This is a genomic window from Pseudomonas sp. S2_F07 (assembly GCF_054668325.1).
Window position 1 is genome coordinate 5,351,195 of record NZ_CP162758.1, and the last position, 23,405, is coordinate 5,374,599.

The following is a 23,405-nucleotide window of genomic DNA, read 5'->3' on the forward strand; positions in this document are numbered from 1 at the left end:
ACGGCATTTATGGTAAATCCTGGGTTCCGCGGCGCAGAGTGCGATCATTTAGGCGCAATTGGCGTCCCTCCATTAAGCTCAATTCTCTTGGGATTAAATGAGCGACAGTCCGTGAGCCAGTCAATCGTCCCCCCCCCTTACCAGGGTTATGCGTGCTCGTTCTTCCTGACGCTGTGCTTGCTTCTGTCGGTCAGTTCTGTGCGTGCCACCGAAGATATCACCGCGATTCGACAAAGGGCCGAACAGGGCGATGCCGCTGCTCAGTTCAACCTCGGCCTCAGCTACGCCATCGGTGAGGGTGTGGCGCAGGACGCGAAGCAGGCGCTGGCCTGGTACCGCAAGGCCGCCGAGCAGGGCTTGGCCGAGGCCCAGTTCAATCTGGGTCTTAGCTACGCCAGAGGCTATGGTGTGGCGCAGGACACAAAGCAGGCGCTGGCTTGGTACCGCAAGGCCGCCGGACAGGACCATGCTACTGCCCAGTACAGCGTTGGATATAACTACGCCATGGGCTATGGCGTGGCGCAGGACGCGCAGCAGGCGATGACTTGGTACCGCAAGGCCGCCGAACAGGGCCTGGCCGAGGCCCAGTACGCCATTGGCCTCAGTTACGCCAAGGGCGAGGGCGTGGCGCAGGACGCGCAGCAGGCGATGGCCTGGTACCGCAAGGCCGCCGAACAGGGCCTGGCCGCTGCCCAGTACGCCGTTGGCCTCAGTTACGCCAAGGGCGAGGGCGTGGCACAGGACGCGCAGCAGGCGGCGGCCTGGTACCGCAAGGCCGCCGAACAGGGTTATGCCGCCGCACAGAACAACCTTGGTCTCAGCTACGCCAGCGGCGAGGGCGTGGCGCAGGACACACAGCAGGCGGTGGCCTGGTACCGCAAGGCCGCCGAACAGGGTTATGCCGCCGCACAGAACAACCTTGGTCTCAGCTACGCCAGCGGCGAGGGCGTGGCGCAGGACGCGCAGCAGGCGGTGGCCTGGTACCGCAAGGCCGCCGAACAAGGCCTGGCCGAGGCCCAGGTCAACCTTGGCGCCAGATACGACCAGGGCGAGGGCGTGGTGCAGGACGTGCAGCGGGCGGTGACCTGGTACCGCAAGGCCGCTGAGCAGGGCCATGCCCCTGCCCAATACAACCTCGGCGTCAGCTATGCCAAGGGCGAGGGCGTGGCGCAGGACGCGCAGCAGGCGGTGGCCTGGTACCGCAAGGCCGCCGAACAGGGCTATGCCCCTGCCCAATACAACCTCGGCGTCAGCTATGCCAAGGGCGAGGGCGTGGCGCAGGACGCGCAGCAGGCGGTGGCTTGGTACCGCAAGGCCGCCGAACAGGGCCATGCCCCTGCCCAATACAACCTTGGGCTCAGCTATACCAATGGCGCAGGCGTTGCACAGGATTCTCAGCAGGCGGTGGCTTGGTACCGTAAAGCCGCCGAACAGGGCCATGCCCCTGCCCAGACTAACCTTGGGCTCAGCTACGCGCGAGGTGAAGGCGTTGCGCAAGACTCTCAGCGGGCGGTGGCTTGGTACCGTAAAGCCGCCGAACAGGGCCATGCAGCTGCCCAGGCCAGCCTTGGTTTTAGCTATGCCAAAGGCCAGGGCGTGGTGCAGGACAATAAGCAAGCGGTGGCCTGGTACCGTAAGGCCGCCGAACAGGGCGATGACACTGCTCAGGCCAACCTTGGTTTTAGCTATGCCAAAGGCCAGGGCGTGGTGCAGGACGATAAGCAAGCGGTGGTCTGGTACCGTAAGGCGGCCGAACAGGGTAATGCCGCTGCCCAATTCAACCTCGCAAATAGTTTTACCAAAGGCCAAGGTGTTGTGCAGGACGATAAGCAGGCGGTGGTCTGGCTACGCAAGGCCGCCGAACAAGGGTATGCCGCTGCCCAGTACAACCTTGGGCTCAGCTTTTCCAACGGCGAGGGCGTTACACAGGACTCTCAGCAGGCGGTGGCTTGGTTCCGCCAGGCTGCCGGACAGGACCATGCCGCTGCCCAGTTCAGCCTTGGGCTCAGCTATACCAACGGCGAGGGCGTTACACCGGATTCTCAACAGGCGGTGGTTTGGTACCGCAAGGCCGCCGAACAAGGATACGCCGCTGCCCAGTACAACCTTGCCGTCAGTTACGTCAAAGGCGAGGGCATCGCGCAGGACTACCAGCAGGCGTATGTATGGTCATCGGTCGCTGTTGCAAATGGATATTCCGATGCCAATCAGTTTCGCGATCAGATCGCTGAGGGACTATCCAAATCCCAACTGACTGCGGCGCAAAGATTAGCGGAGCAGTATTTTGACGAATACCAGCCAAGGCGCAGGCTCAAGCAGGTGCAGCAACACTGAGTGCGGAATTTTCCTTACGTCGTCGCGTAACTCCTGAGTTATGCGACGACTCATTCGGGCCTGATGGTAACGGCTTTACGATGTCGGATGAGTCTGTCGCAGGTATTCAATTATCTGCGATATGACATGCGACAAATGTGGCATTGAGACGGAGGATGTTAAACCGATACCTGTCACGACTGACCGGAAATGGCCGATCGCAGTCATTCCGGCGCCATCATCACTGCAAGCGTCATTTTGATGAATTCTTCGTTCTTGTCGATCGTTTGAAGGGCACCGCGGATATTGCCGCCGATCTCGGCCGCTCCACGCTGCTCAACCCAAAGCTTGAGCTCCATGATGGCAGCCTCCAGAGCGAGCTGGTTTTCGTTGATCTTGAATAGCAGGGAAGGGAGCAGGTCTGAGTTTGGCATCGCGATTCCTCCATGGAGGTTTCAGCGTAGCAGCGGTATTAGGAAGTGACGAACGGTGGACAGGACGTCTAGAGAGGGAATGAAGCTTGTACCAACCTTTGTACCACTGATCGTGTAAAGCAAGTTGAAACCGGGTATTCCAAAGTAAGGGTGTGGCCGGTTTCATTGGTCCTGAGAACTTTTCCTTAGCTGACCCAGCTAAACAGCGGCATCGGCTAGGACATCATGCAGGCAGGTATTACCTTGGCCGGCTACGCGCACAACACCAGCGAACCCATCATCCGCAGCATCTACAATGCGTTGGATCGCTTGGGCTCTAATGGCAGGCAAGTGTAGCTTTCCATAGGCGCTCCTATCGCAACAGCGGGTGCGGCCCCCTCCTGTACAGGTCATATCCCGAAAGAACGCGCACATGCGTTCTGTAGTCCGGGACGCCCGGGCGCACTAGCACTAGGGATAATGAGGATGTAAATCAAAAAAGGTTGTCGTCATGATGCTCCCCTATGGTATTGGCCGCAAAGCCTTTCTTATTGGTGCATTCATGCGCTGGTTAAGTCCCTGATCCTGAGGACTGTGGTGGTTGAGCAGTTGGCGTGCCTGGCAGTTGCGCGAATGCCAAGGCCTGCACCGAGCAGTTCCGTAACGCGCTTGTGCAGATCTTCGTCAATCGGCCGGCCCTGATACTTACCGGCAGCTTTGGCCTTCTCGATACCCTGGGCCTGACGCTCGCGGCGTTGCTCGTAGTCCTTGCGCGCAATGGCGGCCATCATTTCCACCAGCATCGAGTTGATAGCACCAAGCATCCGCCCGGTGAACTCGTCGCCCTTCGTGTCCTGCATTCCCTGGTGACTGGTCGGGAGATCGAGCGCGACGATGCGCAGACCCTTGGAATCAATCGTGGCCTTGAGCTTCTGCCAGTCCTCCACCGGCAAGCGGGAGAGCCGGTCTATCGACTCCACCAGCAGCACGTCACCCTTACGTGCATCTTTGAGCAGACGCAGCAACTCAGGCCGGTCTGCGGAGGCGCCGCTGGCATTCTCCAAATACACACTCGCGATGACCTTGTTATGTTCGCTGGCGAACTGGTCAAGCGAGGCTTGGGCGCGGCTGGCGTCTTGTTCTTCGGTGGATGCTCGGAGATATGCGCGGATGAACATGATGTGCCTTCCGTATCACTTAGGGTGTTCTACTAATACTGTTGCACTATGAGTGTCACTTATCAAGCGGAAAGGGCAAATAAATTTGAATGTGCGCGTATCAGCTAAGGCATACCCTTTGTTACGTAGATAGGGTGAAAGCTAAATAGTGGCTTCAGTTGCCCAGGCCGGTGCTCGCGGGCGTACTGCTCCGAAAACTCTGGTATGGAGTAATCGTGGATTGCTAGAAAATCAGAGCGACTGAGCCCCAAAACCTGCAACCGTTCGCCAGAGCAGAGCGATAGTAATGGCAGCGTGTAAATGGCGAGCAACAGACTGTGCGAACGTCAGCAGCTTCAGCAGCGCACTGCGCCCCCTTTCAAGGTTAAAATCAGAACCTAACGAAAAGCCAATTTATGGCTTTTAATTTGTCTTTTAAATGGCTATATTGTCGACCATCAACACAACACGAGTGATGACGACATGCAAACCGCGCATCTGCAAAATCGAATGAGGCAACGTGGCATTTCAGAAGCCATGATCGGGGCGATTCTCACCCTTGGTGACTGGAATGCCCGGGGAGACAGACTTGTACTCCCGGAGCGCGCCATTGCCCCCTTGCTCCAACAGAAACGTGAAGAACTGAAAATGCTCGAGCAGCTGGCACGGCGTGGTGGTGCATCGCTTGTCATCGAGGGCGAGACCCTGATCACCGTCTACTCCAATACTAAGAGAACACATTCATGAGTCCTGAAAACGCCAGAAGCTTTTCGGTAAGCAAAGGGTCGATCCTCGATGGTGATTACAGCCTTGAGATACACCCCGACGCCTTTGCCGACACAGCCACCCCCGAATCGCTTCAACGGGTAAAAAGCGAGCGCAAATACAATGTGCGTATCAAGCAACACGACCTGTATCTGCTCGATGCCCTGACAGAGCACGAAGGCGTCTCACGCTCAGTGCTGATTAATAAGCTCCTGCATGACGTGTTGCTCGATGAGCTGATGAGCATTCCTGATCGAGACGCGCGGGCGCTGCTGGCCAAAACCGCCGATGAGCGCGCTGCTTACGATGCGTTGTCCCGACCTTGGGTATTCGATGCCATCGGTTCTGAGTGCCAGCACCTGTTGAAGAACATCCTGGCGTTCAACGTGCCGTATGAAATGATGCCGGATCCCAGCGCGCCTGAAGATGCCTACAACAGCGAAACATTCATTGGAATCAAAAAAAAGCTGGCAGGGGTGAAAAAATGAGCATCGGTATTCTTTCGACCGTCATCCAGGCTATTGGCGAAGCCCAGATAGAAGCACGGGCAGAACAACACACCATGGTCAATGTACGCCCCGGCGAAAAAGTCTCAGCTATGCTGGATCTAGTGGCTGAACTGTCCGGAAAAAGTGCAACTGGGCTTGTCGCCGAAGTCCTCTCATCGCGTCTGCAGGCCTATGTGGCCTCCACCTTCGAGTATGCCGATTCGATCATGGATGCCGCTGAACAAGCACTCAAGCAGGATTGCATGTTCCAACCTGGGTGCGCGTTGGACCTGTTGGCAAAGGCGAACGTGATCACTGTACAAACCGGGCTGCAGAACAAGCGTCCTTCGCTGTAAATACGCCACTCGGCCTAGACATAGCGCAATGAATTGGCAGATTCAAGGAGGGGACGTGGAAGTCAAAGAAGCGCAGGTTTACTTGACCAACAGCAGCATGGGTGCATTGAAACATCTCTATTTCGAATCGATCGACCAAGTGGATGAGCACGTCAGAAAGGCGGTCTATAAAGAAGACCTGGCCTGGATACTTTCAACGATAGAGTTGAAGTCGTTGTATGCCGAGTTGCTGGTGGCGTCCGGGATTGAACAATTCAGGATCTCGGGCACCAAGGCACAACGAAATGATGGCAGGCATCTGTTCAGAAGCAATGGGCCGCTGAAATATCACTTCGACAGCTCCTGCGACTACCTGAAGTCGGACTATTTGAATTTCACCATTCCGCCGGAAATCGAAGCCAAGGGCCCCGACGAGATCGAAAAATTCCGAGTGTTTGCAGAGGCAAACAAACACCTGTTGCAGGGTGATCAGGAAAAATTCCTAAACTCATTAGAAGCCCAGTTCTTGCTCAAAAACAGACCACAAAGGATTGAATACATTAATTCCGGCCAGAGCGAATTCAGTCTGCTTACTCTGGCGGCCCTGGAACAGGCACTGGAACAACACCTTCGCGAGGCCAAGGCATTTCAGGCGGCGCACCCTGAAGTCAAAAATCGGACCTTTGCGCCAAGGCGCGTGGTTGATAGCCCCCAGGCAAGTGACCTAGACAGGAAATGGCATAATGCCTACAAACGGGTATTGAAATCCATGCTTAGCCAGTATTACCGGAAAAGTCATGATCGATCTCATCAGGAGAGCTTTCTGAAATCGTTGGGCTTCGAAGCTTGCAAGGCGTGCTTGAAAGCCACCACCAGGGGCCTGTAGACGTCGAGGTGAACGCGATCGAAGATATGGCCTCTCAGGGTTTGTCCCAAGGATCGGCCGCGACCCCAAGCAGGCCCTCGCAAGGGCCACAATCGACCGATTCTGTTGAAAAAGTCGGTCTGCCCAAACTGCCTGATCATTGACTGGTGAAAACGCCTTTTTTGCACGCTGCTACGTGAAATCCGAGTCCGGGAAGCCCTGCCAAAAGTAAAGATTTCAATCTCGGACGCGTACTTTTCTGATGCGCAAACCATGGCCGACTTTTTCAACAGAATCGACCCAAAGCTGACTCCTGGGATTTCTCACCTCAGCCGGGAATTTGCACGCCACTGACGACCTATCGGTACGTCCGGAGAGGGGCATGGCTCAAGCAACGCTGTGCAATCTCAGATTAACGGTCACGGATTGCCATGAACTGAAAAAGCACTGTCGCCAAATGAAAGGCTGGCCCCCCTTCCGACTATAAACTGATCCTCAATATCTGCACGGCGCGTCCCGCTTGTTAGCCTGCTTGACTGGCAACGCCGTGATAACGTCCTTGGCTCATTCATGACACGAAGGTCAACATGCGCGCTCTTTATATACCTCTCGTCCTGACAGCAACTTTTTTGGCATCTGGTTGCAGCATCAAGCAAACCGTGACACCTGCTGAGCTGTCTTCCGAGATGACGCCAGAAATTTGTCTGATCCCCGCCGAAGGACTACGAGAGGGATTCAACACTACCTATGAAAACCTGCTCAAAAACAAAGGATTCCACACGCGTCAGATCCCACCAGGCAGCAGCCCGTCTAGCTGCCCTCTTTCGACGACTTATATCGGTACCTGGTCCTGGGACATGGCTATTTACATGAGCTATGCAGATATCCGTGTTTATCAGTACGGCCAGCAGGTCGGCCACGCTGAATATGACTCGCGTAGCGGTAGCGGCCGGGTAATTGATAAATTCATTATTGCTGAGAAAAAAATCACAGAGCTGACCAATCAGCTATTTCCAAATGGTGCTGCAGGTTTGAAGGGAGTTAAGAAGTCAAATTCCGGGACCGGTGCCGCACTCATGACAAAAGACGCTTACCAACAACAACAGATCAAACAGTTGGAACAGCAGGGCCTTCCCTATGAGGAGTACCAGAAGCGCTACAAGCGGATCATGGCTGAATAGGCTTTGGCGCAGTTGTAGTAGTGCTTAATGAAAAAAGGGGACGGATTAATTTTTCCAGTCGTGGCCAAATGAGTGTAAATCGGTTTCATGATTGTCTTCCAGTCGGCGACTTCTGGCCAAAAAAGACGTAGGCTGAGCGGTCGCTCGAGTGTTACTGCATGTAAGGCAGCAGCCTACTCATCCGTGTATCGGATTGCTGTGCCGCTAAAAGTGATCTTTTCCCAGCCCATCGAAGAGCTGACGGTGGTGGCGTAAGCGTTGGCGTTGAGGCCAGTAGCCGTTGCGGAACCGTACGCCGAGCCAGTGCTGTTACCAACCGTTACTTGGCCATAAGGCTGGGTGCCCTTACCGGTTAGTACAATTGCGTTTGCGCCAATCCTTGCGGCTTCTTCCTTCATGGCCGTAATCGCAGCGGCCTCAGTCTTTGCTTTCGTGAAGTAATCATCTGTTGCCGCGACGCCCTCAACCAGCGCAATTACGCTGTGCTTTTTCTGCGGTGGTTCCAGAAGCAGCGAGATCGAGCCTGGGTCTGTGGGTGGTAGCACACCACCTTCACCGATCAAAACGGATGTGCCGCTTGTAGAGCATCCAGTGATCAGAGTCGCGAGCATTAAAATCAACACTTTTTTCATAAAACCTCCCTTGGCCAACTCAAAATATGCCCCGATAACCACTCAGCTGACGAGAACTCACTATAGGAGCTGTCTACCGTTGATTAATTTCGATCTTCTGAGTCGGATCGGGGCTGTATTTTTGACGCTTCAGATTCGGATCACTCAAGGCTAGGCAAAAGAAAAATATCTCTGCTTCCCCACACCCGCCGTGTAGTGCGCATTCGTTCGCCTGCATATGGTCGAGGAGGATTTCCCTTCCCTGGGACACACAAAACGCGTTCGCCTCCTTCAACGCTTGCCCTTTCGCGGAGGCAGGACCACCGAATGGAACACGCGTTGAAATCGTGTAGGTGTCTGGGCCAACTTTTATGGGGCCAGAGTCAGCACAACCCGCCAACATCGCCACCACCAAAGCACCTACGAACAATTTCATATCGTTCCCTCGTTAAGATGTGGCGAGACTCTATCACCAACGCGAGAGCAGCACGAAAGCCGCGTAGGAGTGGGGATCTTCAGGTTCTTGGTCAGCTCTCTATCTAGGAGAAATGTCGATTCCGAGTGACGGCAATTAGCCGGTTGAATCCACATCCGATAGCCGTCACTCCGGCGTCATCATCACCGCGAGTGTCATCTTGATGAACTCCTCGTTGCGGTCGATCGCATCCAAGGCTCCGCGTACGTTTTCAGCGACATCTACAGCTCCCCTCTGCTCGACCCAATTCGTGAGTTCCATGATGGCGGCTTCTAGGGCGAGTTGGTTTTCATTGATCTTGAAAAGAAGGGAAGGGAGCAAGTCTGAATTGGGCATCGTAATTCCTCAGTGAAAAGGAAAGCGTAGCAGCATGAAAAACTCATCGAGCGAATCGATTGATGGAGGCTGGACACCTGTGTGCAAGGTGATTGGACCGCTGTGATAGTGTTCGGGATTGGAGCCGAAAACGGTTGCTTAAAATTTGCTACAGGGGGTGAGGGAGAAGGTGGAATTTCGTTGTGGTCGACCGGCAGCAGGCGACCGATTCTGTTGAAAAAGTCGGTCCCTCCAGACTGCCCGCATACTGACTGCTGAAAACCTCTTTTTAGCGCGCAGCTAAGTGAAATCTGAGTCCAGAGTCCTCTGTTCTAAGTAAAGATTTCAATGTCAAGCGCGTACTTTTCGGCCTTGGAAACCATGGCCGACTTTTTCAACAGAATCGACCCGAAGCTGCCACTCGCCAGCGGCAGCAATCGGTCAGGTTTGTGGGAGTCTATGTCAGTTCCCAGAAATAAATCCGTCGTTTTTTAATATGTTTAGTCGTCGATATTAATATCAGCTTCCGGATAATGTGGATCGAGATCAGGCGCAGGTGGAACTGTCACCTCAATAACGGCCCCGCCATATTTTTGAGCCAAAAAACGTTCGCGATATAAATAGAACGCCGCATCGCATACTTTCATAGTGAAGTATGTATTAAAACCGCCGCCTACGGCGGCTCCCATCAAGGGGACTGCTTGTGCTAGTTTAGCTTTGGTTAACCTTATTCCAAGAGCCTTGCAAATTTCTTTTATAATTTGTACGAATACGCTTTTCTCGAGTTGCTTCCATGTTGATTTTTTTGCGATGTCTTGGGCAATTTTAACTAACTGTGCCATAGCGAGAGCTTTAGACGCATCGGTAGGCGATGAGGCAAGCCCTAGAACGTTGAAAGCGAAGAGCCGCTCTTCTTGTCGTGAGCTATCAAAGCCGTAATATGCCGCATACTCACCAATCGCTCGTAGGTTAAGTGCGATAAGAGCAGGTATGTCAATAGCAATCCCGGGAAGCCCTAGCGTGCCCGTTCCAGCACCCTCGACAAGCGCGATCCCTTTGTATTTGGCAGCGAGCCAGCCCACGACCTTGTCTATATCCTCCAAATCTAACTGGATTAAGTCTTTGTGGGTTTTTACATCGCCATGGCCAACGGAGCGAAACTCTTCAAATATTGCTTCGGGGCGCACGCTCCATTGGGCTGCGTCGTTACAGATGCTGGTAAGCCCCTCAATAGATTTTTGGATCGCGAACCCTACACCTGGTGTATCCAGTAGTAAGTCTCCCGCTTTATCTAAAGGTTGGTTGATAATTTTCATCGCTTGCCCAAACCAGCCAATTTCGGGGTTTTTCCAGTTGTGTATCTCTTTTAGGGCGTGTTTTTCATAAGTGGATAGGTTGGGCATTTTTTTGGTCTCACTGGTGGCTGCGAGTGACTTGGCTGTATCAATAAGAATTCGAAAGCAAAATATTTAACGTCAATCAGAAAGCATTCTTAATGCTTGGCTAGGCGAACTGCTGGTGAGCGCGCTGCCACAGTTCGTGCACATCATCTATCAGGCTGACGGCAATCGACTCCCTCATAACCGGATCTCGGAGGAGCGCCAGGTCCTCATTGGAAGGGGCATGTAGGTTCACGTTGTACTTAGAGAACTTCCAGAACAGGCTGCCCGAATTGCGAGTGTTGCGTGCGATCTCTCGACTCAGCGCCAATAGGTGCTCCCGTTCTTCCGGGAACTGCTCACTGTCACAATAGTAGCCACAGTAGAGGCGGTGGTTGAGTTCGATGTACACGCCACCATTCATAAACGTGAAGGGGAAAGAGAGACCAATGTATTTGCTGTTTTTGGCTTTCTTGTAATAGGCGGAAACCGCCTCCTTCGTGGCCGAAATTTCGGGCTTGCCGAGGTGTGGATACCGGCTCGTTTGGCAAGCCGTCATGCGCTCCCAAATATCGAACTGTAGGTCGGCCAAGACGGACTTGAATGCATGGTTGATGTCGGCGATCACGAAGAGGTTCTCGCCCAGCAGGATCTGTTCTTTCAGCTTGTTCATGTAGATCTCGCCTTGGTCACTGGATGTCAACTTTTGGAGTAGCTCGATGTACTGGAAAACACTTTCCCGCACGCCGGGCTCGCGGGCAACCAGTGGGATACAGTCCTTCAGCCAAGCGATGATCTCGGCTTCGTAGCTGAGAAGAACTACAGGCAGGGACTTGCGACTCTGTTCACTGGGCTCGGAACCATCCAAGGTGAGGTACGTGGTCCAAATCTCGCCGTAGCCTTCCGCTTGCAATCGCTGGTGGTAGCGCCAGAGCTGTTCGTCCTGATCACCGGCGTAGATCTTGTTCTCGATGATCACTGCCTGCTTGAAATGGTTGCGGACCAGGATGTCGATGTTCTGGTACTCAACCTCGACTATCGCATTCTCTGAATCGAAGTTCTGGATGCCCAGTCGCTTCAACAGGAGATTCAGCAGCACTGCTCCCTGATTGTGGGTAGCCTTAGGGTCGAGCAGGAAGGCGAGGAAGCGCGAGTGAAGCCGAACCTCGTCACTTGAGCTGCGGAGTACGGAGAAGAGGTTGAAGCCTGCCGGGCGCTGATACCTCGCACGCAGCAGAGCCACGGTTTGCAAAAAATCGTCCATGAGAGAGGATCCCTGATTAAGGCCGAATTACGGCACGCAGTATCAGGGAAATCACGCTCCGAGGTAATGGCTATTTGATGTTGCTGGCATCATGCAAGTCTTGGTTTACAGTTGTGTCGACCGTTGAGACCTTGCCAATGAAGCGTTTTGCGAAGTCGCATCGCACTGAGTAATCCGGAATCTTTAGGCTGTAAATCAATCACTCAGCAGCTATACGCGTCTCTCCATTAAGCTGGTTCTATTGTGATCAGTGAGCGCTAGGACATGAGCCAGTCAACCGTAACCCGCCGTTACCAGCGCTATGCCCGCGCGGTCTTCCTGGCGCTGTGCTTACTAGAGCCGGCCAGCCATGTGTATTCCGCCGAGGAGCTCACCGCGATTCAGCACAGGGCCGAGCAGGGCGATGCCGCTGCCCAGTACACCCTCGGACGTAGGTTCGCAAACGGTGAGGGCGTAGCGCAGGATTCTCGGCAGGCGGTGGCTTGGTATCGCAAGGCCGCGAAACAGGGGCTCGTCGATGCCCAGTACAACCTTGGAATCTGCTACGACCAGGGTATAGGTGTTGGGAGGGACACAAAGCAGGCGGTGGCCTGGTTCCGCAAGGCCGCCGAACAGGGGCATTCCGATGCCCAGTTCCTCCTTGGCCTCGGCTATGCCTCCGGTAGTGGCATCCCACAAGACTACAGCCAGGCATATGTGTGGTTATCGGTCGCTGTTGCAAATGGAAATACCAGCGCCACTGAGGCTCGAGATCTGGTGGCTAAAAAACTATCCAATTCCCAACTTGAAGTAATGCAAAAACTAGCGGGACAGTATTTTGAAAAATACCAGCCAAAGAGATGAGTAAATCGGGGGGGCAGTAAAGGCATTGCGATGTCGCGTGAATCTGTCGCAGGTGCTCAATGATCTGCGGTATGAAATACGATAAATGTGGCATCGAGAAGGAGGGATGTTAATCCCCCCTCAGAGCAAAGATCTAGAACCTTAGCGAGGCGCGCGGGCGAGTTTGTACCATTCACGACTGACCGGAAATGGCCGATTCTGTTGAAAAAGTCGGATTTTCAGCTGGCCTGAACTCAGGCACGACCACCATCGGAGAACCTACTCACCACATCGAGTGGTTTCTCGGCTCTTCGTTGACCTTTGCTGCTCTGTTATTGGGCTAATTTGAGGTTTTTTGCTTCGTGCAGGCGCACCTATCCCGTGGCAGGTGGCCCTTGAGATGTAAATTTGGCCAGCCGTCGCAGGTTCTGCACCGCAGCGGCCAGCGTGAATTCATCAGTCGCGCCACTCATGCCACGTAGTCGCAGGCGATCCAATTTCAGGATGCGCTTGAGGTGGGCAAACAACATTTCGACCTTCTTACGTTCGTGGCGAGAGCGCACGTACGCAGGTGTCGCTGCGATTCGCCGAGCCACATCGCGCGCGGCTTCATGGACGCTGCGGGCGATCTTGCGGCACGCAGTGTTCGGGCAGCACTTGGCTTTCATCGGACAGGCAACGCAGTCGGTCTGCCGGGACCGGAAGATGAGGGTGTTGGCTTTGGTGACGTGTGAACGCTCATTTTTGAAGGCTCGCCATTCGCTGCGCAATGGGTTTCCGGCCGGGCAGCGGTATTCCTCAGCCTCTTCATTCCAGTGGAAATCGTTGCTCGAAAAACTGTTGTTCTTGCGCTCGGTTTTGTCCCACACCGGCACATGCGGCTCGATGTCTTTTTCCTCCACCATCCAGGCCAGCATCGGCGCGGTGCCGTACCCGTGCATCCCTGGTATTGCCCCTCCGCGCATCCCGTGTGGCGTCCTCAGAACACAGTCGAGCCAAAGGGATGCAAGGCGCTGAAACGGACTGCAATTAAGCGTGGGCAACCTGCAGCCCGCAGCTATTGAAAATGTCTGATTGATGTCATGACAGTAGCGATGGCATTGCGGCATCATGCAAGTGCTTCAGTTCCGTAACCTCGTTGCACTTGGCTTCTGCAACGGCCGCTGCTTGAATCGCTCCTGCCTTTGCTGCAATCGGACGGAAGTGATCGCCTACTCAAGGATATTTTGAATGACCAGGAATCTCGTTTTCGTCGATAGCCGCGTTTTTGACTACCAAAAGTTGATCTCCACTTTTGGGGCTGACATCCGATGGGTGCTGCTGGATGCTGACAAGGATGGCGTCTTGCAGATTCAAACAGCAGCTGCTGGCTATGAAAATCTGGATTCAATTCAAATCATCTCGCACGGCAGCCCTGGATCTCTGTACCTGGGGTCGACGGTTCTGGACTCCAGCAATCTATACCAATACGAAAACTCGCTGCAGGTCATCGGATCGACCCTGACTGAGACCGGAGACATCCTGTTCTATGGATGCAATGTGGCGCAGGGGGACCTCGGCCGGCAGTTCATCGACAGCCTGTCACAGATCACCGGAGCCGATGTGGCTGCATCGGATGACCTGAGCGGATCGACACGCCTGGGAGGAGATTCGCAGCTGGAAGTCCAGAAAGGAGAAATCGAGGCAGGCACGCTCGATCTCAGCAGTCAAGCCGGTACCTTGAGTGCAATCAATGGCACAGACGGCAACGACACTCTGGAAGGTACGGTCGATAACGACACTATCTTTGGTGGGGGCGGCTCTGACCAGATTACCGGTAGTGGAGGCGATGACTGGCTCGAAGGTGGTGACGAGGCGGATGACGCCTGGTCCGGTGACTCCATCCAAGGCGGCCCAGGTAATGACACGATTCTGGGCGGAGCAGGCGCTGACCATTTGTACGGCGACTCAGGCAACGACAACCTGGTGGGCGGAGACGGAGACGACTATCTAACCGAGCGATACTCAGAGGGTAATGACACGCTCCGGGGGAACGCAGGTAATGATAGGTTTTCCATTCAAACGGGCTGGTCAGGCATTCCTGAAACCGACTTGGCGTTTGGCGGAGAGGGTAACGACCTGTTCGACGTTATTATATGGAACCCCAATGGCAGTGTGAGTGTTGAAGGTGGCGCTGGAACTGACACCTTCAAGGTCAACCAGTATTTCTACAACAAAAGCTGGACGGTGACAGACTTCGCGGCCGGGATGGGGGGCGATGTCATTGATGTGTCCTCCCTGCTGGACGCCAGTGCTGGTGGTACCTTCGGATACTCTGGCGGCAACCCATTCGCTACAGGCTCGGGTTATCTGTCACTGGTGCAGTCAGGCGCCGACTCTTGGCTGCAATGGGACAAGGACGGCCTTGGAAGCAACTATTCAAACCAGACTGTCCTCGTATTGCAGGGCGTCAATAAGAGCAATCTGGATTTCAAAAACTTCTTGCATGGAATCGACCCCAGCGGCGCCGCTATCCCAGGGCTGTCTCTGACCGGAAGCGCAGGGGCAGATACCCTGGCAGGCAGTTACTTTAACGATACCATTTTGGGTGGGGGCGGCTCTGACCAGATTACCGGTAGTGGAGGCGATGACTGGCTTGAAGGTGGTGACGAGGCGGATGACGCCTGGTCCGGTGACTCCATCCAAGGCGGCCCAGGTAATGACACGATTCTGGGTGGAGCAGGCGCTGACCATTTGTACGGCGACTCAGGCAACGACAACCTGGTGGGCGGAGACGGAGACGACTATCTAACCGAGCGATACTCAGAGGGTAATGACACGCTCCGGGGGGACGCAGGTAATGATAGGTTTTCCATTCAAACGGGCTGGTCAGGCATTCCTGAAACCGACTTGGCGTTTGGCGGAGAGGGTAACGACCTGTTCGACGTTATTATATGGAACCCCAATGGCAGTGTGAGTGTTGAAGGTGGTGCTGGAACTGACACCTTCAAGGTCAACCAGTATTTCTACAACAAAAGCTGGACGGTGACAGACTTCGCGGCCGGGATGGGGGGCGATGTCATTGATGTGTCCTCCCTGCTGGACGCCAGTGCTGGCGGTACCTTCGGATACTCTGGCGGCAACCCATTCGCTACAGGCTCGGGTTATCTGTCACTGGTGCAGTCAGGCGCCGACTCCTGGCTGCAATGGGACAAGGACGGCCTTGGAAGCAACTATTCAAACCAGACTGTCCTCGTATTGCAGGGCGTCAATAAGAGCAATCTGGATTTCAAAAACTTCTTGCATGGAATCGACCCCAGCGGCGCCGCTATCCCAGGGCTGTCTCTGACCGGAAGCGCAGGGGCAGATACCCTGGCAGGCAGTTACTTTAACGATACCATTTTGGGTGGGGGCGGCTCTGACCAGATTACCGGTAGTGGAGGCGATGACTGGCTTGAAGGTGGTGACGAGGCGGATGACGCCTGGTCCGGTGACTCCATCCAAGGCGGCCCAGGTAATGACACGATTCTGGGTGGAGCAGGCGCTGACCATTTGTACGGCGACTCGGGCAACGACAACCTGGTGGGCGGAGACGGAGACGACTATCTAACCGAGCGATACTCAGAGGGTAATGACACGCTCCGGGGGAACGCAGGTAATGATAGGTTTTCCATTCAAACGGGCTGGTCAGGCATTCCTGAAACCGACTTGGCGTTTGGCGGAGAGGGTAACGACCTGTTCGACGTTATTATATGGAACCCCAATGGCAGTGTGAGTGTTGAAGGTGGCGCTGGAACTGACACCTTCAAGGTCAGCCAGTATTTCTACAACAAAAGCTGGACGGTGACAGACTTCGCGGCCGGGATGGGGGGCGATGTCATTGATGTGTCCTCCCTGCTGGATGCCAGCGCTGGCGGCACCTTCGGCTACTCTGGCGGGAACCCGATGCGCTTTGATCTTGGGTACCTGCGTCTGGAGCAAAGAGGAAGTGACACGTTGCTCCAATGGGACAAAGATGGAGCAGCCCAAGATGGTTACGGTTATCAAACCACATTGACACTCGTGGGCATTCAGTCGTCGTCCATCAATGCCTATAACTTCAAGCCGCTGACTATTGAAGGAACCGCTGGTGCAGATACGTTAGAGGGCGGCCTCGGGGTTGATACTCTGAGCGGCTTCGGCGGCGATGACATCTTGAATGGTAACTGGGGCGACGACTCCATGACCGGCGGCACCGGTAACGACACCTACTACGTCGATAACCTTGGCGACCTGGTCAAGGAAGTTACAGGTGAAGGCGTCGACAACGTCGTCGCTACCATCGACTACATCATAGCCGGCAACGTCGAAAATCTCGTGCTCGGCTCTGGAGCCTCCAAAGGAACAGGCAATGCCCTCGACAACGTCATGCAGGCCAATGATGCAGGCAATGAACTGGTGGGCGGGGATGGCAATGACCAACTCAAGGGCGGGAAAGGCAAGGATATTCTGTACGCAGGCACGGGCAACGACCGTGTCGATGCGGGGGATGGTGATGATCTGATAGTGGGGGGTGACGGCGCCGGGAACAACACCTATGTGGGTGGTGCCGGGGCTGATACCGTCAAATACACCAGTGTGGCAGCGAAAGTCGCGGTGAATCTCTCCGCAGGCACAGCTAGCGGCACCGATATCGGTACGGATGTTCTGTCCCAAATCGAAAATATCATCGGAGGCAAATCCGATGACAGTATCTCGGGTAGTTCCGGCAATAACGTACTCAATGGTTATACCGGTGCGGACACAATGATCGGCGGACTGGGCGACGACATCTACTATGTCGACAACGCCAGCGATGTGGTAACCGAGTCCAGCGATACCACCTCCGGCGGTATCGACACCATCATCTCCACCGTCACTCGCACCTTGGGTAGCTTCCAGGAGACGCTGACCCTGTCCGGCGCAGTAGCGATCAACGGCACCGGCAACAGCCTGGCCAACACCCTGCTCGGCAACGGTGCGGCCAATGTGCTCAGCGACGACAGTGGTGACGACATACTCAACGGAGGCGGTGGGGCGGATACGATGGGCGGTGGACTGGGTAATGACACTTACTATGTCGACAACGCCGCCGATGTGGTCAGCGAAATCTCCAGCACTGGCGGCGTCGATACCGTCATTGCCAGCGTCAACCGCCTCCTGGGCAACTATCAGGAGAATCTCGTCCTGTCCGGCGCCGCGGCTATCAATGGTACCGGCAACAGCCTGGCTAACACGCTGACCGGCAACAGTGCAGCCAACGTGCTCAATGGCAGCATTGGCGCGGACAGCATGGTCGGTGGACTGGGTAATGACACCTACTATGTCGACAACGCCGCCGATGTGGTCAGCGAAATCTCCAGCACTGGCGGCGTCGATACCGTCATTGCCAGCGTCAACCGCCTCCTGGGCAACTATCAGGAGAATCTCGTCCTGTCCGGCGCCGCGGCTATCAATGGTACCGGCAACAGCCTGGCTAACACGCTGACCGGCAACAGTGCAGCCAACGTGCTCAATGGCAGCATTGGCGCGGACAGCATGGTCGGTGGACTGGGTAATGACACCTACTATGTCGACAACGCCGCCGATGTGGTCAGCGAAATCTCCAGCACTGGCGGCGTCGATACCGTCATTGCCAGCGTCAACCGCCTTCTGGGCAATTATCAGGAGAATCTCGTCCTGTCCGGCGCCGCGGCTATCAATGGTACCGGCAACAGCCTGGCCAACACCCTGCTCGGCAACGGTGCGGCCAATGTGCTCAGCGACGACAGTGGTGACGACATACTCAACGGAGGCGGTGGGGCGGATACGATGGGCGGTGGACTGGGTAATGACACCTACTATGTCGACAGCGCCGCCGATGTGGTCAGCGAAATCTCCAGCACTGGCGGCGTCGATACCGTCATTGCCAGCGTCAACCGCCTCCTGGGCAACTATCAGGAGAATCTCGTCCTGTCCGGCACCTCAGCTATCAATGGCACAGGCAACAGCCAGGCCAACACGCTAACCGGCAACAGTGCGGCCAACGTGCTCAATGGCAGCATTGGCGCGGACACCATGGTCGGTGGACTGGGTAATGACACCTACTATGTCGACAGCGCCGCCGATGTGGTCAGCGAAACCTCCAGCACTGGCGGCGTCGATACCGTCATTGCCAGCGTCAACCGCCTTCTGGGCAATTATCAGGAGAATCTCGTCCTGTCCGGCACCTCAGCTATCAATGGCACAGGCAACAGCCAGGCCAACACGCTAACCGGCAACAGTGCGGCCAACGTGCTCAATGGCAGCATTGGCGCGGACACCATGGTCGGTGGACTGGGTAATGACACCTACTATGTCGACAGCGCCGCCGATGTGGTCAGCGAAACCTCCAGCACTGGCGGCGTCGATACCGTCATTGCCAGCGTCAACCGCCTTCTGGGCAATTATCAGGAGAATCTCGTCCTGTCCGGCGCCGCGGCTATCAATGGTACCGGAAACAGCCTGGCTAACACGCTGACCGGCAACAGTGCAGCCAACGTGCTCAATGGCAGCATTGGCGCGGACACCATGGTCGGTGGACTGGGTAATGACACCTACTATGTCGACAGCGCCGCCGATGTGGTCAGCGAAACCTCCAGCACTGGCGGCGTCGATACCGTCATTGCCAGCGTCAACCGGCTCTTGGGCAACTATCAGGAGAATCTCGTCCTGTCCGGCGCCTCAGCTATCAATGGCACAGGCAACAGCCTGGTCAACACGCTGACCGGCAACAGTGCGGCCAACGTGCTCGACGGCGGGGTCGGCAACGACATGCTGTCGGGTGGTGTCGGCAATGACCGCCTGGTAGGTGGGGCAGGCAAGGATGTCCTCACTGGTGGTGTCGGTAACGACATCTTCGACTTCAACGCTTTCAGCGAAACGGGACTGACCAGCACCAGCTGGGATGTGATCAGCGACTTCGTGCGGGGTAGCGATAAGATTGACTTGTCGACGCTGGATGCCAACACGGCCACGACTGGCAATGACTCCTTCCGTGAAATCATCGGCAACACCAGCGCCTTTACCTCGGCAGGACAGCTGAAGGTTGCGAACGGTGTGCTCTACGGCAACACGGATGCCGATAACACCGCCGAATTCGCCATACAGCTCATAGGAGTTACCAGCCTGGCGACTTTGGACTTCACCCTCTGACAGATAACAGAATAGGGGGGCTCTTTCGAGCTTGGTGAGCACTAGGATTTCTTCCGCTCGCTTCTCAGTGTCATTGTTCTGTCCGTAGATATGAGCAAGACCTCGTAGCGCCTCAATCTCATCATTGTCACAGTTAAGTGCACCTCAGGTGCTACACATAACAAGACAAAATGGGACGGACGAGTCTTGATTTCAGGGCTTAGTAAATGTGTTTTTCGTTGCACTTTGTCGGGGCAACTCAAAGTGATACGTACCAATAAACTCGGGGCAGGTAGGGGGCGTCTGCTTAGAGGACATATCTCGAATGACTGCTCCTGGCCGATTTCTGCCTGTCGCGATAGGCTGGAAACGACCCTTTGCAGCCTGTCGCGGTAAACGGCAATTTTCACCAGAAACTGAGGGGCTGGGGAGTCCGTCTCAATCGCTAATGTATCGGTCACGCCCTTGTTGTTTAGCTTGGTAAAGCAGCGAGTCAGCCCGGATCAGCATGTCCTGAAACGTGTCATCAGCGCCCCTCCAAGCGGTGACGCCCAGGCTGCAAGTGACCTTGATACGGGAAGTGGCGTAGTCGAGCGACAAAGTGTGCAGGGTCTGTATCACACGTTCGGCCATTAGTCGTGCGCCGGAGATTTCCGTGTCTGGCAGCAAAATGAGGAACTCTTCCCCGCCAAAACGAGCGGCCAGATCCTGTTGGCGAATAGTCCGGATAAGTAGCTGCGCGAAGAATTTCAATACCTCATCACCTCCGTCATGCCCGTAGGTGTCATTGACCTTTTTGAAGTGGTCGATATCCAGCATCAGCATGCACAACGAACCGTGTCTACGCGACGTTCTCGCCAACTCGGCGCCGGCTAATGTCATCGCTTCCCTACGATTGTACAAGCCAGTAAGAAAATCGCGGGTAGCGGCTCGATACTGCAACAGATAGGCATCGATCAGTTGTGCAACAAGCCAGTTGATGAGAAACAAGCAAGCCAGTATGCCAACCAACAGTAACAATCCGAGACCATTCCAGCTCAGGAATAGAGCGTTGAACGTCGGTATGAGTGGTTCGCTATAGAACTGCACCCGTAGAGCAAGCTGCGGATCGACGAAGTCTCGGACAAAACGCTCCTCGTCCTGCTTATTCGAGGCAGAAGTCGAACGCCAACCGGCGGCTGACCGTCCTGAGCTTTGCGCTGATACCAGTATTCGGCGGCAGCACCAAAGGTGTCGGCACAGGCTGTTTCTTTTGCGACCCGTTGGGCGGCTTTATGCTGTACCGGATCAGTGCCGCTGGCGACCAGGCGTTTAGCTTCTCGTGCCTTTTCGCGCGCCATGGCGCCTGAGAGATCAGGATAACCGCCAAGACCGTGCCAGCTCCACTTACCGTCCGGTTTCTTGTAGCGAAGCTCCCACGACTTGGTGCCGTTTGGCTTCACGCGAAAGTACAGGCCGTCCCCGTCCTTTTCCCTGTAGGCAGTCGCTTCCGGCTCCAGGCCGGACAGGGCTGTGTCGGATAGAGGGCGGCGCTTGATATCTTTCCGCTTCATTTTTTGTATGCCTAAGTTCGTCTCTTGCATGAGCATACAAGCAGGCATACATAATGCCAAGGCATACATAGGGGTATAGGGGTATATGCAGGCATAAAAAAACCGGCTCAATAGGCCGGGTTCTTTGGGGTTTCGGTGTTTGCAGGATTACTCGGGAGTACCTGAAAACATAATGTTGGAGCGGGTGAAGGGAATCGAACCCTCGTTATCAGCTTGGGAAGCTGGAGTAATGCCATTATACGACACCCGCTCAGAGCGGTGACTTTGTACCAGATACGGCCGCGAATTTGAAGTTTTTCTTTACGTGGAGCGGGTTTAACACGATATGACAAAAAGCCCGGACCCCATGACGGTCGATCGCGGGCAAACCTCGCGCCTGCAGAATACGTTTAACGCAGCAGGGCGGGGCTTGCTCGCGATGACGCTGTTTCAGATGGACAATGCATGGTGGTCCTGGACGTAGTGGTAACGCGGTCGGCTTTCATGCGGTGCCGGCTTCAGGAAGCCCATCAGTGCATTGCGGCTGTCCCGGCAAGCGGCTTTGTGTTCCATGTCGAGAAAGTGCCCGGTGGCCTGCAAGGTAGTGAAGGTGGCGTGTTGCACGTGATTGGCGAACAATCGGGCGCCATCGGCGGCGGTGTATTCGTCCCATTCGCCGTTCATGAATAACACCGGTACGTTGATTTTCTCCGCAGCTTTGAAAAAGCACTGGCGATCACTTTGCAGCAGGTCGTTGATGTGGAAGTGCATCTGCCCGTATTCATGCTCGGCCAGGGAACTGACGTGCCGATAATTGAAGCGTTTGAACAACGTTGGCAGGTGTTTGCCGATGGTGCTGTTCACCAGGTTGCCGACCCGGTCCCCGTCCCGGTTGCCGAGGTAATCCACGCCGCGCTCGAGGTAATCGAGCATATGCGAGTTGATTTCCGGGGAGAACGAGCTGATCACCGCTTTTTCAATGCGTCGCGGCTGTTGGGAAAGCGCGACCATGGTCGCGGCACCGCCCCAGGAAAACGACAGCACGTGTTCGGCGGCGAAGTGGTCGATCAGCTCAATAAGGATCTGCCCTTCGATTTCCTTGGTGAGCATTTTTTCATGCAGGTTGTGGGCTTTTGACCGGCCCGCGTAGGGCTGGTCGTAGCAGACGACGTTGAACTGCGGATGGAGGTTTTTCACGGTTTGTGCAAACGACGCAGTCGTGGCCATCGAGCCGTTGACCAAGATAATGGTCTTCTCTGCGGCGTCTGCGCGATAGAACTCCGTGTAAACCCGGTACTGACCCTGTATATCCAGCACAGCGATTTCTGGCCTCATGTCATAAGACTCCTGGCAAGCGGGTATGCGCGCAAATGAGATTGCACGAGCTTTGTGACAGGTAGGCATACGCCTGGAATTTGAGAGGCCCATGTCGATCCATTGCAGTCCGGTCGACGGGTATTGTTATTGGCGGGCAGTCTGCCGGATGAGGCCGGAACCCTTGGGTTCCTACCGGCAAAAAGTTTCTTAGAAGTATGGGGTGACTCGTCGGTCACATTTCGGCCGACGTCCTGATTCAAGCAGGGGTCACATCAATGCGCAAGTGCCTTTGGTAAATTGTTCGACAACTTCTGCTGAGCGGTCGCTGGCTTAGATCGATCCGATCTCTTCAGCGCTCAGTGGGCGGTATTCGCCCGGTTTCAACGCGTCGTCGAGCAGCAGCGGCCCCATGCGTTCGCGGTGCAGGCGCATCACCTTGTTGTTGAAGTGGCCGAACATGCGCTTGACCTGGTGATAACGGCCTTCGACGATGCTCAGGCGCGCGCATTTTGGCCCGAGCAGCTCTAGCCCGGCCGGTTGCGTGGTGAGGTCTTCGAAGGCGAAGTACAGCCCCTGGCTGAACGTGATCGCGTATTCGGGGCCGATGTCCTGCTCGGTTTCGACGTAATAGACCTTCGGTAGCTTGGTCTGCGGTTGGGTCAGGCGCCGCGACCAGCTGCCGTCGTTGGTGATCAGCATCAGGCCGGTGGTATTGAAATCCAGGCGTCCGGCGATGTGCAGTTCGTCCTTGTCCGGTTCATGGATCAAATCGAGCACGGTCGGGTGTTGCGGATCCCGGGTGGCGCTGACGCAGCCGGCGGGCTTGTGCAACATGAAGTGGCGCAGGGGTTTGCCGACTTGCAGCACCTCGTTGTCGACTTCGACGCGGCTGAATTCGCGGACTTCGCTGTGCGGGTCGCTGACGACGTTTCCGTCAACCCGGACGCGTTTTTCCACCAGCAACAGGCGTACTTGCTTACGGTTGAAGCACGGCAGGTTGCTGAGGAAGCGGTCGACACGCATG

The 23,405-nt window shown here is 55.3% G+C and carries 18 protein-coding genes, 1 tRNA gene and 2 pseudogenes; 8 read left to right on the plus strand and 13 right to left on the minus strand.

Translation table 11 applies throughout. From position 1 onward, the window contains the following. Positions 1-111: 111 nt before the first annotated feature. Positions 112-2,334, plus strand: a complete 2,223-nt coding sequence (locus AB4O40_RS24250; RefSeq protein WP_460057698.1) for an SEL1-like repeat protein — start codon at positions 112-114, stop codon at positions 2,332-2,334. 203 nt (positions 2,335-2,537) lie between these two features. On the opposite strand, the gene AB4O40_RS24255 is transcribed toward AB4O40_RS24250, so the two are convergent. Beyond that, complete coding sequence (locus tag AB4O40_RS24255) at positions 2,538-2,747, minus strand: hypothetical protein (protein WP_460057695.1); 210 nt, start codon at positions 2,745-2,747, stop codon at positions 2,538-2,540. A gap of 539 nt (positions 2,748-3,286) precedes the next feature. Continuing rightward, positions 3,287-3,904 (minus strand): recombinase family protein, encoded by a 618-nt coding sequence (locus AB4O40_RS24260; protein WP_460057692.1) that lies wholly within the window; start codon positions 3,902-3,904, stop codon positions 3,287-3,289. A gap of 462 nt (positions 3,905-4,366) precedes the next feature. On the opposite strand from AB4O40_RS24260, the gene AB4O40_RS24265 reads away from it, so the two are divergent. The 5 genes from AB4O40_RS24265 to AB4O40_RS24285 all read left to right on the plus strand — a co-directional run bounded on the left by AB4O40_RS24265 (position 4,367) and on the right by AB4O40_RS24285 (position 7,517). After that, positions 4,367-4,630, plus strand: a complete 264-nt coding sequence (locus AB4O40_RS24265; RefSeq protein WP_460057689.1) for a hypothetical protein — start codon at positions 4,367-4,369, stop codon at positions 4,628-4,630. Further along, positions 4,627-5,136 carry a hypothetical protein gene (locus tag AB4O40_RS24270; RefSeq protein WP_460057687.1) on the plus strand — a complete coding sequence of 170 codons (510 nt, stop codon included), beginning with the start codon at positions 4,627-4,629 and terminating at the stop codon, positions 5,134-5,136. Before AB4O40_RS24265 ends, AB4O40_RS24270 begins: the two co-directional genes overlap by 4 nt. Next, positions 5,133-5,492, plus strand: coding sequence for a hypothetical protein (locus tag AB4O40_RS24275; protein WP_460057685.1), 360 nt, complete (start codon positions 5,133-5,135; stop codon positions 5,490-5,492). The genes AB4O40_RS24270 and AB4O40_RS24275 overlap by 4 nt, the downstream gene beginning before the upstream one ends. Positions 5,493-5,547: 55 nt before the next feature. Then, positions 5,548-6,357 carry a hypothetical protein gene (locus AB4O40_RS24280; RefSeq protein WP_460057683.1) on the plus strand — a complete coding sequence of 270 codons (810 nt, stop codon included), beginning with the start codon at positions 5,548-5,550 and terminating at the stop codon, positions 6,355-6,357. A gap of 566 nt (positions 6,358-6,923) precedes the next feature. Beyond that, positions 6,924-7,517, plus strand: a complete 594-nt coding sequence (locus AB4O40_RS24285; RefSeq protein ID WP_110661029.1) for an Sbal_3080 family lipoprotein — start codon at positions 6,924-6,926, stop codon at positions 7,515-7,517. 173 nt (positions 7,518-7,690) lie between these two features. Here the strand turns inward: AB4O40_RS24285 and AB4O40_RS24290 are convergent, their stop codons facing one another. From AB4O40_RS24290 to AB4O40_RS24310, 5 genes are all read right to left on the minus strand, one after another. Continuing rightward, positions 7,691-8,149 (minus strand): hypothetical protein, encoded by a 459-nt coding sequence (locus AB4O40_RS24290; protein WP_460057680.1) that lies wholly within the window; start codon positions 8,147-8,149, stop codon positions 7,691-7,693. 73 nt (positions 8,150-8,222) lie between these two features. Next, a complete protein-coding gene (locus AB4O40_RS24295; RefSeq protein ID WP_110661027.1) occupies positions 8,223-8,564 on the minus strand; it encodes a hypothetical protein in 342 nt (113 codons plus the stop codon). Positions 8,565-8,729: 165 nt separating this feature from the next. After that, on the minus strand, positions 8,730-8,939 hold the full coding sequence (locus AB4O40_RS24300; protein WP_150782939.1) for a hypothetical protein: 210 nt from the start codon (positions 8,937-8,939) through the stop codon (positions 8,730-8,732). A gap of 479 nt (positions 8,940-9,418) precedes the next feature. After that, entirely contained in the window at positions 9,419-10,321 is a 903-nt protein-coding gene (locus tag AB4O40_RS24305) for an EcsC family protein (RefSeq protein ID WP_460057675.1), read from the minus strand. A gap of 100 nt (positions 10,322-10,421) precedes the next feature. Then, on the minus strand, positions 10,422-11,561 hold the full coding sequence (locus tag AB4O40_RS24310) for a PDDEXK-like family protein (RefSeq protein ID WP_460057672.1): 1,140 nt from the start codon (positions 11,559-11,561) through the stop codon (positions 10,422-10,424). A 264-nt stretch (positions 11,562-11,825) separates the two neighbouring features. Here AB4O40_RS24310 and AB4O40_RS24315 point away from each other — a divergent pair, with 264 nt between their 5' ends. Continuing rightward, positions 11,826-12,404: a tetratricopeptide repeat protein gene (locus AB4O40_RS24315; protein WP_460057669.1), complete on the plus strand. Its 579-nt coding sequence runs from the start codon at positions 11,826-11,828 to the stop codon at positions 12,402-12,404. Between the two features lie 353 nt (positions 12,405-12,757). Here AB4O40_RS24315 and AB4O40_RS24320 read toward each other — a convergent pair. Continuing rightward, positions 12,758-13,327, minus strand: a pseudogene (locus AB4O40_RS24320) (transposase); the annotation flags it as partial. A gap of 286 nt (positions 13,328-13,613) precedes the next feature. On the opposite strand from AB4O40_RS24320, the gene AB4O40_RS24325 reads away from it, so the two are divergent. Continuing rightward, a complete protein-coding gene (locus AB4O40_RS24325; RefSeq protein WP_460057666.1) occupies positions 13,614-19,553 on the plus strand; it encodes a DUF4347 domain-containing protein in 5,940 nt (1,979 codons plus the stop codon). A 417-nt stretch (positions 19,554-19,970) separates the two neighbouring features. On the opposite strand, the gene AB4O40_RS24330 is transcribed toward AB4O40_RS24325, so the two are convergent. From AB4O40_RS24330 to AB4O40_RS24350, 5 genes and pseudogenes are all read right to left on the minus strand, one after another. Next, positions 19,971-20,552 carry a GGDEF domain-containing protein gene (locus AB4O40_RS24330; RefSeq protein WP_460057663.1) on the minus strand — a complete coding sequence of 194 codons (582 nt, stop codon included), beginning with the start codon at positions 20,550-20,552 and terminating at the stop codon, positions 19,971-19,973. A 295-nt stretch (positions 20,553-20,847) separates the two neighbouring features. Then, positions 20,848-21,085: pseudogene (locus AB4O40_RS24335) on the minus strand (Arm DNA-binding domain-containing protein); the annotation flags it as partial. 176 nt (positions 21,086-21,261) lie between these two features. Beyond that, positions 21,262-21,335: transfer RNA gene (locus AB4O40_RS24340), tRNA-Gly, on the minus strand. Positions 21,336-21,514: 179 nt separating this feature from the next. Beyond that, a complete protein-coding gene (locus tag AB4O40_RS24345; RefSeq protein WP_056720712.1) occupies positions 21,515-22,399 on the minus strand; it encodes an alpha/beta fold hydrolase in 885 nt (294 codons plus the stop codon). A 312-nt stretch (positions 22,400-22,711) separates the two neighbouring features. Next, entirely contained in the window at positions 22,712-23,404 is a 693-nt protein-coding gene (locus tag AB4O40_RS24350; protein WP_223541826.1) for a pseudouridine synthase, read from the minus strand. Between the last annotated feature and the right edge of the window lies 1 nt (position 23,405).

Coding starts and splice junctions, on each gene's coding strand:
- AB4O40_RS24305 (WP_460057675.1), bottom strand. CDS start 10,321: ATGCCCAACCTATCCACTTATGAAAAACACGCCCTAAAAGAGATACAC.
- AB4O40_RS24260 (WP_460057692.1), bottom strand. CDS start 3,904: ATGTTCATCCGCGCATATCTCCGAGCATCCACCGAAGAACAAGACGCC.
- AB4O40_RS24315 (WP_460057669.1), top strand. CDS start 11,826: ATGAGCCAGTCAACCGTAACCCGCCGTTACCAGCGCTATGCCCGCGCG.
- AB4O40_RS24290 (WP_460057680.1), bottom strand. CDS start 8,149: ATGAAAAAAGTGTTGATTTTAATGCTCGCGACTCTGATCACTGGATGC.
- AB4O40_RS24350 (WP_223541826.1), bottom strand. CDS start 23,404: ATGCGTGTCGACCGCTTCCTCAGCAACCTGCCGTGCTTCAACCGTAAG.
- AB4O40_RS24295 (WP_110661027.1), bottom strand. CDS start 8,564: ATGAAATTGTTCGTAGGTGCTTTGGTGGTGGCGATGTTGGCGGGTTGT.
- AB4O40_RS24285 (WP_110661029.1), top strand. CDS start 6,924: ATGCGCGCTCTTTATATACCTCTCGTCCTGACAGCAACTTTTTTGGCA.
- AB4O40_RS24325 (WP_460057666.1), top strand. CDS start 13,614: ATGACCAGGAATCTCGTTTTCGTCGATAGCCGCGTTTTTGACTACCAA.
- AB4O40_RS24310 (WP_460057672.1), bottom strand. CDS start 11,561: ATGGACGATTTTTTGCAAACCGTGGCTCTGCTGCGTGCGAGGTATCAG.
- AB4O40_RS24255 (WP_460057695.1), bottom strand. CDS start 2,747: ATGCCAAACTCAGACCTGCTCCCTTCCCTGCTATTCAAGATCAACGAA.
- AB4O40_RS24345 (WP_056720712.1), bottom strand. CDS start 22,399: ATGAGGCCAGAAATCGCTGTGCTGGATATACAGGGTCAGTACCGGGTT.
- AB4O40_RS24270 (WP_460057687.1), top strand. CDS start 4,627: ATGAGTCCTGAAAACGCCAGAAGCTTTTCGGTAAGCAAAGGGTCGATC.
- AB4O40_RS24275 (WP_460057685.1), top strand. CDS start 5,133: ATGAGCATCGGTATTCTTTCGACCGTCATCCAGGCTATTGGCGAAGCC.
- AB4O40_RS24300 (WP_150782939.1), bottom strand. CDS start 8,939: ATGCCCAATTCAGACTTGCTCCCTTCCCTTCTTTTCAAGATCAATGAA.
- AB4O40_RS24265 (WP_460057689.1), top strand. CDS start 4,367: ATGCAAACCGCGCATCTGCAAAATCGAATGAGGCAACGTGGCATTTCA.